A 13,183-nucleotide genomic window follows, 5' to 3' on the forward strand; every position below is an offset into this window, starting at 1 on the left:
AGACGGAAAGCTCATTGGCAATTGGATTGATGATCAAGAAGAGCTCGTTTGGGAAGGTTTGGATTACTCATGGGATAGAGCCAATTTCCCTTGGGCGTACCAGTTGCTTTATATCTATTTGGTTTTATTATCCTTTTTTAAGTTCAAAAATAGTAAGGTTAGAGAATAAGATTTTCTAACTTGCCCTCTAACAATTCCCTTGAACTCTTGTGAATTGGTTCTCTAACAACCTATACAAATGTTTCCCACACTCACTACTCTTTAAAATATCTCTTGCTAAGCTTGAACTGATCACATTGTAATCTTTTTGATCCAAATGCACTGGCAACCACCCAATACAAGCAGCATCTTCATTTGTTACTACACACCCAGTCAGAAAGACCAGAATGCATACCAGCATCACTTTTCTTGCTAATCTCGCCTTTTATTTCCAGTCACGTGTTAGTGCCTTTAAAGATTCCTCTGTTTATTTGTGTTCTTCAACGTTCTTTCTAATCTGACAAACATCCACCACAATCTCTAAAAGAGCAGCGGATGCATTAAGTATAATCGTAAGATATTTTTTCATTCCTTGCTTTCCTCTGCCCTTTAAAAGATATCCACTAGATTACTCTGCCTTTCTTGTAAGCTTTTAAATAAGTTCTTTTGACGCGATCTGACACAAGTATAACAACCAAAGCCTACACAAACCACACTAATTCACCAATGATCCGAAATTGTTTTACCAATACGGGCAAGTGGTTTTATAATGGCGTTCATTTTTTCTATCGGAAAGTTTGAGATTATCAAATACCCTCATTTGTTCTGCTTTTATAAATCTGCACTGGTAACAATAGCCCCACCTTTCCACCCATATTACCGAAACAATGGCGTATCAAAAGTATCAAATATAAATTGGATACAGCAAGGCGGTTATACAACAAGCATAGAGTGTGAACTGTTTAATGAAACGCAACAAAATACAGTGCAAAACGCCATAAACACCACACCAGATAAAGATGACACAATAAATGATAACGCCCCGCCTCCATTCTTCTGATGAAAGTGAAGGTGTTATTCATATAGAAAAGAAAAATACATGACAGAGATTGTAAATATAAATCACATTCGTCAAAAGGATGCAGCCAATATTTACATGAATGAACAACCGAAAACATACTATAAATAGCATGTCGATTATAAAAAGTAACAATGCTAAATAATATAATTTCACTGTTTTATTATAAAAAATAATAGAAATTTATAAGATTTATTCTGTCTACAAATAAAACAGCTCATTTGTTAAGTAATTTTGTATCTTTTGTGTAGAACAATATATTGCTAGGTTGACGAGTTTTTCTAAACGCGATAGTTGAAGATACTTTTACGCGGGATAATGAGCGGGGAATATATGGCAGAGAAGACACTACAGTCGCTTTTGCAGACATATCGTGAAGAAGCACGTACCCAACGGGACAAAGGAACATATTTTGAGCGTCTTGCTCTTGCTTATCTCACTCATGATCCTGCCCAATGTGGTGAATATGAAAATGTTCAAACCTTTAAAGATTGGGCTAAAGAAAATGGTTGGGATGCTCGCGATACCGGTATAGATCTTGTCGCAAAGCTTCGTAAAGAAGACGGTTTTGCAGCCATCCAATGTAAATTCTATGATGCAGACTATAGAATTAGAAAAAAAGATATTGACAGCTTTATTTCAGCATCAGGTAAATCTCCATTCAAGCGACGTGTTTTTATAGACAGCACCGAAAAACCTTGGAGTGACAATGCTGAAACAATGAAAGAAGGGCAAAGTATCCCTGTTATACGGATCAATCTTTCTGATATGCAAGAAAGTCCTATCCGTTGGGAAATCTTTGCAGCTAAAAATCAAATTGTTCTGGCCCCAAAAAAAGATTTGCGTGAACACCAGAAGGAGGCATTGGATGCTGTACGTGCTGGACTTGCTGAAGCAGACCGTGGCAAACTTATCATGGCCTGTGGTACTGGTAAGACATTTACCAGTCTCAAGATTGCTGAGGATTTAGCAGGTAAAGGCAAGCGTGTCTTATTTCTTGTACCCTCCCTTGCTCTCATGTCACAAACGGTGTGTGAATGGGCAACCGATGCACAAATCCACTTAAGATCCTTTGCAGTGTGTTCAGATACACAAGTTGGAAAACGTCGTAAAAATAACGATGATATTGCTGAAATTGATGTGTCGGATCTTGTTTTTCCAGCAACAACCAATGCTGCTCAACTTGCAAAAAATGCTAGCGATGTTGTGGCAGACGAAATGACTGTTGTGTTTGCAACCTATCAATCCATTCAAGTTGTTTCTGATGCCCAAAACAAATATGGCTTGCCTGCGTTCGATCTTGTCATTTGTGATGAAGCTCATCGTACAACAGGTGCAACACTGAGTGGAGAAAGTGAATCTAATTTCGTTAAAGTGCACTCTAATGAATTTATTCGTGCAAAAAAACGACTTTATATGACAGCAACACCCCGTATTTTTGGTGATAACGTAAAAAGTCAAGCCAACGCAGTTGGTGCAGTTCTTGCTTCAATGGATGATGAGCAGATCTTTGGCAAAACACTTTTTTATCGCGGTTTTTCATGGGCAGTGCAAGAAGGTCTTTTAACGGACTACAAAGTTATTGTATTAGCAATGGATGAAGGACTTGTGAGTTCAGCTGTACAAAAGCGCCTTAGTGATAGTAAGGAACTTCTCCTTGATGATGCAACAAAGATCATCGGGTGTTATAAGGCCCTAACCAAAACCGATATGAAAGCCGATGTTAGCTTTGACCCTACCCCTATGCAGCGTGTTTTAGCATTTTGTAAAGACATCAAAAGCTCTGAATTGCTCCATGATGAGTTTTCTGCAGTTGTTGAAGAATATCTTGATTATATCAACAAAGAGAATACTGAAAACGAGCCATTTCTGAAATGTGAAGTTGAACATGTTGATGGCAAATTTAAGGCTAAAGAGCGGAGTATATTGCTTGATTGGTTGAAAGCTGATGCCGGGGATAATGTTTGCCGTGTTTTGACGAATGCACGTTGTTTATCTGAAGGGGTGGATGTTCCAGCTCTTGATGCCATCATATTTTTACACCCGCGTAAGAGCGTGATAGACGTTGTTCAGTCCGTTGGGCGTGTGATGCGTCGTGCTGAAGGTAAAAAAATGGGCTATGTTATTCTACCAGTTGGAATTCCTTATGGTATTCCAGTGGAACAAGCCTTAAACAACAATGAAAAGTATCGCGTTATCTGGCAAATTTTAAATGCTTTACGCGCTCATGATGACCGTCTTGATGCTACGATTAATCAAGCATCATTAGGGCAAGATGTAAGCAATAGGATTGAAATTATCGGCATTACTCAAAATTCTGAGTTGCAAGCTGTTACTTCTGTTGTAGACGACCTCCCACCAACACGGTCAAAATCTGCAGAATTGCGCATAGGAACATCGGGGCAAGATTTTATTGCTACAAATGAAATCCAAGGGGAACTTTCTTTTTGTGTTGATGAATTTTCTCGTGCGATCAAGGCAAGGATGGTCAAAAATTGTGGTACGCGTCATTATTGGAAGGATTGGGCTAGCAATATTGCTGAAATTGCCAAAAATCATATCACGCGTTTAACAAGTATTTTAGCAAAGCCAGATACTGAAGCTAGGCAGGCTTTTGACAAGTTCTTGGCAGAACTGCGTAATGATTTAAATGATGCCATCACAGAAGATGACGCGATTGAGATGCTTGCACAGCATGTTATCACACGCCCTGTGTTTGAGGTATTGTTTGAAGGGTATCAGTTTGTTCGTGATAACCCTGTATCGCGTGCCATGCAGCGTATGCTTGATGTTCTGAATGAAGCTAATCTTGAAAAAGAATCCAAAGATCTTGAAAAATTTTACGATAGTGTAAAATTACGAGCCAGTGGAATTACTGATCCACAAGCAAAACAAAATTTGATTTTAGAGCTTTATGATAAGTTTTTTCGTTATGCCTTTCCACGCACCGCGGAAAAACTGGGGATTGTTTATACTCCTGTTGAAGTTGTCGATTTTATTATTCACTCAGTCAATGAGGTGTTACAGACTGAATTTGGGCAAACGCTTGGTTCACCGGGTGTTAACATCATGGATCCCTTTACGGGAACGGGAACTTTTATCACACGGCTTTTACAGTCTGGCCTGATTACACGGGAGGAAATGGAATACAAGTTCCGTCATGAGATCCATGCTAATGAAATAGTGCTGTTGGCATACTATATCGCCGCTATTAATATTGAGGCGACATATCATGGCATTATGGGTGGAGATTACATACCATTCGAGGGGATTTGCTTAACCGATACGTTTCAACTTTATGAACAAGAACAGGAGCAAGAAAAAGACCTGCTTAGTGATTTGATGGAGGAGAACAGTACACGTCGGTCGCATCAGCAAAATCTGAATATTCGTGTTATTGTTGGTAATCCACCTTATTCTGTAGGGCAGAAAAGTGAAAACGACAATGCGAAGAATATTAGCTATCCTAAATTAGATAATCGTATCCGTGAAACTTATGCAGCTCGATCTAAAGGAATTAGTCTACGGTCGCTTTATGACAGTTATATTCGTGCAATTCGTTGGGCGAGTGATCGTATTGATGATGCTGGAGTTATAGGCTTTGTTACAAATGCAGGTTTTATTAATGCGCGTTCTATGAATGGTTTAAGAAAATGTTTAAGTGAAGAATTTAGCAGTCTTTATATTTTTCATTTACGGGGGGATCAACGAACTTCTGGAGAACTTTCTCGAAAAGAAGGTGGTAAAATTTTTGGTTCGGGAAGCCGAGCCCCCATTGCTATTTCTATTCTTATTAAAAATCCCGAAGCACAACAACGTGGAAAAATTTACTATTATGATATTGGTGATAATCTCACGAGAAAAGAGAAACTTTCTGAAGTGCAGCGTTTGGGTAGTATTGGCTGCATCGAGAGTGAACACGGCTGGCAAGTGATTACACCAGATGAGCATGGTGATTGGCTCAACAAACGTAACAATGATTTTGAAAAATTTCTAGTCTTGGGAGATAAAAAAAATAACAACCTAAAACTATTCAATACTTTTTCTTGTGGCGTTGTAACTAGCCGTGATGCTTGGACATACAATTCAAGCCGTGAAGCCTTAGCAAAGAATATGAGCAATATGATTACCTTCTATAATAATGAAGTGGAACGTTTTAATACTACATATCTACATTCTGACCGCAAAGCACGTGAAAATTCTGTAGATGATTTTATTAACACAGACGCTAGAAAGATCAGTTGGAGCCATTCTATCAAACAACAGTTAACCAAAGGAAATATTTTAACATTTGAGAGTGACAGTCTTATCCTGAGCCTTTATAGACCTTTTACATGCCAGTGGCTTTACTATAATCGTGCTCTTAACGAAAGAGTATATCAAATGCCGCTCATATTTCCTATGGAAAAGGCAGTCGAAAACAGAGTGATACAAATCACAGGCATTGGAGTCAAAAAGGACTTTTCTGTTATTATGACTAAGGATTTACCTAATCTTGACGCACTGGAGAAAAGTCAATGTTTTCCACGATATGTTTACGAAAATGCTGCATCTTTAGACAATAAAGATGAGGAGCAGATTCATTTATTTGAAAATTGCGTAAAGGAAGCCAAGGCAGATGGCTTACAGCGACGTGATGCTATAACTGATGAAGGATTAGCGTATTTTAAAGAAGCCTACCCTGATGAAACAATTACAAAAGATGATCTCTTCTTTTATGTTTATGGGGTTTTACATTCTGAAGATTATCGTATCCGTTATGCTCATAATCTTTCTAAACAATTGCCTCGTATTCCAACGGTTAAAAAGATAGAGGATTTTTGGGCTTTTGCTGAAGCTGGTCGAAAGCTTGGTGATTTGCATACAAATTATGAAGAGGTCGAGCCATATCCCGTCACCTATAAACAGGGTGATCCAAGCATTTGGGTTATTGATGATGAAGTGAATTTCTATCGTGTTGAAAAGATGAAGTTTGCTGGTAAGCGTGGTGATATTGATAAAAGCACTGTAATTTATAATGCACAAATTACTATGCAAAATATCCCATTGGAAGCTTATGACTATATAGTAAACGGTAGACCTGCTCTTGAATGGGTTATGGATAGGCAAATTGTGAAAATTGATAAAGCAAGTGGCATTGTTAATGATGCTAATCGCTATGCTGTGGAGACTGTTGGTAACCCTGCTTATCCCTTAGAATTGTTTCAACGGGTAATTACTGTAAGTTTAGAAACAATGAAAATTGTTCGTAATCTTCCAAAATTAGAAATAAGAGAAATTGAAGATACTCAAAAAACTATACACTAAAAGAATTTGAGCAAAATTGAGAATTATTTTCTTAGATAAAAAGGAATGTTGTTAAATTTTCAAAATAGGAAAGAATAGTTTAAGAGTGCTTATACTTTTAAAAATTTTGATTACCAAAAGCTTTCGTTTATAGTTTATCGAAGAAGAAAATCCCGTTATTTTTGTTATTAGTAAAGAATACAGAAACTCAAATACCAATAATAAAAGCGTTCATTGTTACTTATACGTTCTAAAATAGATTTCATAAATGTAGAAAAGAATTTTAAAGCTAGATATTTTTCTATCTATTAATGTCGTGCAGCTATCCCTAAGTGCAATGTCAAAAAACACTTACACTATTAAAATTAGATAAGATTTAAGCTAAAAACTTTAATATTTTCTAGGTTTTCTCAAAAAACTAGTCCAAACTAAGGTTAGTGATTTTATTTTTGAGTTACAGCTCTTTCCTTATAGTGTTGAGTTGTATTTAAACTAGTAGATTATAATCTTAGTGACAGGCAAAATGACCATAAAATTTACAAATCTTTTTGACTAACTTATTCACAAGACGCAATTTTTTATAAAAATTATCGTAAAATTTTAACAAATCTATAAATGGATTAAACAATTTTATAAAACATTTAATACACAATAGAAAAATGTATAGATCCTATAGCTCCAGTAAATATCTGCTTACCTTCTTGTTCAAATTGTTGAATTAATTTTTCATCAATCACGCGGCGATCCCACATTGTGCCAAACATATAGCCTTTTTTCCAATCAACAGGTCTTCCAGTAAAATTTTCCATCGCTGATTGATTGTATATTCTGGCAGTATTATGATCTAAAGCTTTAAATAAAGCTTGTGATCCTCCAAGCAATTTACCTTCTTTTGCTAAGGAATGTACAAGATCCTTCAATTGATTATCGCTTATTGTCAAAGGAGCATAAATTTGAAAGTGACCACTTGGAACATCATCATAACCTTGAAATTGTGAAGAATCAGCGTCAATTAAATCTCCCCACAAAGCAACAGAATGAGTGGACTCCATTACAGGAGATAAAGCTTCGGCAGTTTGAATTTTATCATCAGATACCTCTTTAATATATGATAATGCATCATAAAATTTTAAAGGAAAAATATCTTTAGTATCAATAGATACAGATGGTGCCTGAATAGTGTCGTGAGGCGTTTCGCCAAAATGCTGCTCTATAGGTAAACTGTGCTTTTGATATTCATCAATTTTTATGTTTAACTGAGATGAATTAATAAAAACCATTCTTCTCCCCTCCCCATCTGAGCTGATGTATTCCAATAACACCTTTATATAACATAAATAAATATTAAAACAAATACAGAAAAAAACAAAGGTTATTTCATAAAGTTTATTTTTATCCATTATAATTTTGTTTTAAAAAATAAAAATTACAAAACAGCTTATTGATATATTCAATAACTCTTTGCTTATGAAATTTAATACTCTTCTATTATCACTTATTTTTACTTTTCATCATAGACTTGAAAGTGTTATAGAAGGTAATATTACTTAAATGAAAAAGGACTTCTAATGGAAAAGATCAAAGTAGAAAATCCCGTCGTTGAAATCGACGGTGATGAAATGACCCGTATTATTTGGAAGCATATAAAAGACAAATTGATCCACCCTTATCTCGATATTAATCTTAAATATTATGATCTTTCCATCAAAAACCGAGATGAAACCAATGATCAAGTTACTATTGATTCTGCCAATGCTATTAAACAATATGGAGTTGGTGTAAAATGTGCAACTATCACTCCTGATGAATCACGTGTTAAAGAATTTAACTTAAAAAAAATGTGGAAGTCGCCAAATGGCACAATCCGTAACATTTTAGGAGGGGTCATTTTTCGTGAGCCCATTATCTGTAAAAATGTCCCACGCCTCGTTCCTAGCTGGACAAAACCTATTATTATTGGGCGTCATGCTTTTGGTGACCAATATAAAGCAACTGATTTTAAATTCCCTGGTAAAGGGAAGCTAAGTATCAAATTTGTTGGTGATGATGGTCAGATTATAGAACACGATGTTTTTGATGCCCCAAGCGCAGGGGTTGCTATGGCCATGTACAATATTGATGAATCAATCCGCGACTTTGCCCGCGCATCTTTCAATTACGGCCTACAACGAAATGTTCCAGTTTATCTTTCGACAAAAAACACTATTTTAAAAGCCTATGATGGTCGTTTCAAAGATATCTTTCAAGAAATATTCGATACAGAATTTAAAACTGAATTTGAAAGCCGCAAATTACATTATGAGCATCGCTTAATTGATGATATGGTTGCTTCAGCACTCAAATGGTCAGGTGGATATGTTTGGGCATGTAAAAACTATGATGGTGACGTTCAATCAGACATCGTTGCTCAAGGTTTTGGTTCCCTTGGTCTTATGACTTCCGTTCTTATGACACCAGACGGTAAAATTGTTGAAGCAGAAGCTGCGCATGGTACAGTAACACGTCATTACCGTCAGCATCAGAAAGGTGAAGAAACATCAACAAATTCTATCGCCTCTATTTTTGCATGGACACGTGGTCTGATTCATCGTGCAAAACTTGACAACAATGAGAAGTTGAAAAACTTTGCTGTTACATTAGAAAAAGTTTGTGTTCACACTGTTGAGGAAGGTTTTATGACAAAAGATCTCGCACTTTTGATCGGACCAGAACAAAAATGGCTTTCTACAACAGGATTTCTCGATAAAATTGATGCAAATCTAAAAAAAGAAATGGCTAATTAATATAATTAAAATCCTCAAGCTCTGCGAAAGGAGAGCTTGGGGGTTTTTGCAAAATTAAAAAACTGTATTCTAAGTGAAACAGGCAATTTCTTTCTCAATGCAAAAAATAATGAAACATACTGTTTTATAAGAATAAAATATTGACACTGTTAATATTAATATACGCACATTTTCTAATGTGAATATTGCAAAAGAGAGATACTTTGAAGTATTTATCAAATCTATTTATTCAATAGCTTTTATTATCAAACCCATAAAACAACAACAGTCATAAAAATAAAAGCAGCTTACCCTCTTCTCGCAAGCTCATCCAATTTAAGTTGTATTAGCTTGAATAAATCGTAATCGTCAAAATGACGTGTAATACTATTAACAAGCTTTCAGATGCTATTTTTCAGCATTTAAATCAACCATAGTCATAATTTTGAAATAAATGTTATACAAGCAACTGCTTACAAACTGTAACAGCAAATTAAGTAAAACAAAAAACGAGTGTTCATAATATTGGTTGAAACATAATAAACAGCACCATGCTAATATATGTTGCGTATTTAAAGATCTTGTATAAAAAATGCAATTTTCATACTTCTTTAAGAAATCACTAACCTGTAATTAACATTGTTAATCTAAAAAGTTATCTAGAAACAGAAAACAAACTGTTTTTCTCCGGATCAGGTAATGCGTATCGGAGCAATAATCTCTGTAAATTAACAGTACAGAGAAAATGTTTCAATAAAACTGCGCAATTCATTTTTTATGATAGCGCAGTTTTATATTTTTCAAAAAAGTTACTCTCGTCAATCAAAACTGTTAAGAAAAACTCTCTTCATGAGAAAATAAACTTAACACAATGAAAAACAATTCAAATACCGCCAAAAATAGACACATACTTAATGCGCTAATGCCTTATTGCTTTGCTCCCATAAGGCACTTGTTTCTGCACAAAAATCAGCATAACATCCTGCTTTAATGGAAGTACGAATACCTTGCATAAGCTGTTGATAATAAGAAAGATTATTCCAAGTTAACAACATGCCACCAAGAGCTTCATTAGATTTGACTAAATGGTGCAAATAAGCACGACTATAATCACGTGCAGCAGGGCAAGGCGATTGTGGATCAAGAGGGCGAGAATCTTCTGCATAACGTGCATTGCGCAAATTTATTCTACCAAAGCGGGTAAAAGCTAAACCATGACGCCCAGCACGCGTTGGTAAAACACAATCAAACATATCAATACCTCGAGCGACACTTTTTAAAATATCATCTGGAGTGCCCACTCCCATGAGATAGCGTGGTTTATTCTCTGGCAAAAGAGAACAAGTAGCATCCAATACCGCCATCATAACATCTTGAAATTCACCAACTGCAAGTCCTCCAATAGCGTAGCCCTTCAAATCCATCTCTTTCAATGCTTGAACAGAACGTTCACGCAACTTCATATTATCACCGCCTTGAACAATACCAAACATCGCTTTATCTGGTTGATTACCAAAAGCTGTCTTACAACGCTGCGCCCAACGCAATGAAAGCTCCATGGCAGCTTCTATTTCTTTCTCACTTGCAGGTAATGCAATACATTGATCAAGCTGCATTTGAATGTCAGAATCAAGCAGTCCTTGAATTTCAATAGAACGTTCTGGACTCATTTCATAATACGCTCCATTAATATGAGAGCGAAAAATCACACATTTCTCTGTGATTTTACAAATCCCTGAAAGGGACATAACTTGAAAACCACCAGAATCCGTTAAAATAGGTTCAGGCCAACGTGCAAATTCATGTAAGCCTCCTAAACGTGCAACCCTCTCAGCCCCAGGCCGCAACATTAAATGATAAGTATTACCCAAAATAACATCTGCCCCAAGATCACGTAGCTGATCCATATACATAGCCTTAACGGTCCCTACCGTTCCAACGGGCATGAATGCGGGTGTACGAATACGTCCACGTTTTGTTATAATTTCACCCAAACGAGCCTGTCCATCTTGAGCGATTTTGTTATAGTGAAACGTCTTAATCATCATTTTCGTCTTTTTGATTGAACAAATTCATATCGCCTAGCAACCAAACATAATTTCTTTTTTGATCGCATTATTATAAGCGCCATAAATGATTTGACTCTACTAAACACTGAAATCAGCCTTAAGAGAGTTCAACAAAATAAATGAGAATTTATTATCAAACAATCAACACACTAAAAACAGCCAGATGAATAAAAATATCTGTAGTGTCTGGATTATATACCTTAAAACACTAACATTTATCCACTACAGTCTTAAATAACCTTAAGTATTGTATTTTGATAACAAATGACTTTATTTTTATGTGTTTAGTACCATAAATGCTTGAACAATTTTAGTATGAATATAATCAATTTGTCTCAATCCATTTTATGATCACGCATACTTGTTACGCTCAGAGTAAAAATTACACATCTTCTACATTATGAAACAAAATAGTGCTCTATTTTATAGCTTTAAAGCCTACCGTGAAATTTCTTGCTAAAATATAAACTGATAATCTGGGTTGCTACTTTATTTTACAAATAAAAATAGTTTTAGCATTTCTTCCCTTTTCAATATCTTTTCAACATTTAAAGACAGAAATAATATTTTACTCGAATAAATTGGAGTAACAGAACCAAAACAAAAATAAATATTTTTCAGCTATACCGGAATAATATTTTACTTCATGAAACCTAGTGCATTTTTTCACTAAAAAACTTAGAAAATTACAAACATAAAAATCTTGTAATATTTGTTTTGAAAAACATAATATAAAGCAACCGTGTATTCTGATGTAAAAAAGCCAATTTCAATAAGGCTTGTTATTTCGAAATAATTCAAAATTGAAAAATTCTATTTACACCAAAATACACAGTTCACACCAACTTCAATAAAATTCCAAATTAAACCGTAAACAGAAATTATCTGCACAATATTCTAATACTACTTTGTATCTGCAGCAATTCTGGCTTTGATAATCGCATCAGGCTCTACAACAGGCTCACCACGCTTGATCTTATCAACATTTTCCATACCTTCCATAACCTGCCCCCATATAGAATATTGACGATCAAGCCAAGGAGCATCTTCAAAGCAAATAAAAAACTGCGAATTAGCAGAATTTGGATTCTGGCTGCGTGCCATAGAAACTGTACCACGTTTATGAGAAATATTTGAAAACTCTGCCTTCAAATCAGGCTTATCTGACCCCCCCATACCCACACGTGATGAATCGAATTTCTCACTATCTTTTTTTCCAAACTTCACATCACCAGTTTGAGCCATAAAGCCATCAATAACACGATGAAAAACAACATTATCATAAGCACCTTCACGCACTAACTCTTTAATACGTACCACATGACCAGGAGCTAAATCAGCAAACAACTCAATCACTACATTGCCTTTTGTTGTTTCAAGAATTAATGTATTTTCTGGGTCTTTTATCTCAACCATATAATTATTCCTTTGATTTATTGATTATGTTGCAAATGAGCAGTATCAATAACATCAGGATTTGTTACAGATCCATTGTTACTTACAGTGCCCTTTTTAATTTTATCGACAACATCCATTCCTTTTACAACTTCCCCAACAACAGTATACTGTTCATTTAAAAAAGTAGCATCATCAAAACAAATGAAGAATTGAGAATTTGCTGAATGAGGATCTTGTGAACGTGCCATACCAACAGTACCACGCTTAAATGGCTGTTTTGAAAACTCTGCTACTAAATTAGGATAATCTGAACCACCCATACCAACGCGCTTAAGGTCAAAATCAGTACTATCTTTTTTTCCAAATTTTACATCGCCTGTCTGTGCCATAAAACCAGGGATCACACGATGAAATACGACATTATTATAAGCACCCTCTTGTGTTAATTGCTTGATTCTAGCAACATGTTTTGGTGCAAGATCAGGACGCAAATGAATAACAATATCACCATTTTTAAGAGATAAAACAAGGGTATTATGCTCATTTGCTAAAGCATTAAATGAAAAAAGATGAACAATACATGTTAAAATGGCAAAAATTCTAATATACAC

General features: G+C 35.5%; 6 protein-coding genes. 2 read left to right on the top strand and 4 right to left on the bottom strand.

Features of this window, described 5'->3' with window-relative positions; translation table 11 throughout:
• The first annotated feature begins 1,390 nt into the window (after window positions 1-1,390).
• The gene (locus GGR10_RS05135) at window positions 1,391-6,364 is read left to right on the top strand and encodes a DEAD/DEAH box helicase (RefSeq protein ID WP_182480225.1); all 4,974 of its coding nucleotides are present in this window, start codon (window positions 1,391-1,393) and stop codon (window positions 6,362-6,364) included.
• 620 nt (window positions 6,365-6,984) lie between these two features.
• Here GGR10_RS05135 and GGR10_RS05140 read toward each other — a convergent pair.
• Window positions 6,985-7,743, bottom strand: a complete 759-nt coding sequence (locus GGR10_RS05140; RefSeq protein WP_246316851.1) for a hypothetical protein — start codon at window positions 7,741-7,743, stop codon at window positions 6,985-6,987.
• 168 nt (window positions 7,744-7,911) lie between these two features.
• Here GGR10_RS05140 and GGR10_RS05145 point away from each other — a divergent pair, with 168 nt between their 5' ends.
• Window positions 7,912-9,126: an NADP-dependent isocitrate dehydrogenase gene (locus tag GGR10_RS05145; protein ID WP_007477129.1), complete on the top strand. Its 1,215-nt coding sequence runs from the start codon at window positions 7,912-7,914 to the stop codon at window positions 9,124-9,126.
• Between the two features lie 890 nt (window positions 9,127-10,016).
• Here the strand turns inward: GGR10_RS05145 and tgt are convergent.
• From tgt to GGR10_RS05160, 3 genes are all read right to left on the bottom strand, one after another.
• Window positions 10,017-11,150 carry a tRNA guanosine(34) transglycosylase Tgt gene (gene tgt, locus GGR10_RS05150; protein ID WP_182480270.1) on the bottom strand — a complete coding sequence of 378 codons (1,134 nt, stop codon included), beginning with the start codon at window positions 11,148-11,150 and terminating at the stop codon, window positions 10,017-10,019.
• A 927-nt stretch (window positions 11,151-12,077) separates the two neighbouring features.
• On the bottom strand, window positions 12,078-12,590 hold the full coding sequence (locus GGR10_RS05155) for a peptidylprolyl isomerase (RefSeq protein ID WP_182480226.1): 513 nt from the start codon (window positions 12,588-12,590) through the stop codon (window positions 12,078-12,080).
• Window positions 12,591-12,607: 17 nt separating this feature from the next.
• Window positions 12,608-13,183, bottom strand: coding sequence for a peptidylprolyl isomerase (locus GGR10_RS05160; RefSeq protein WP_182480227.1), 576 nt, complete (start codon window positions 13,181-13,183; stop codon window positions 12,608-12,610).

Source organism: Bartonella chomelii (assembly GCF_014138465.1).
GTDB classification, from domain to species: domain Bacteria; phylum Pseudomonadota; class Alphaproteobacteria; order Rhizobiales; family Rhizobiaceae; genus Bartonella; species Bartonella schoenbuchensis.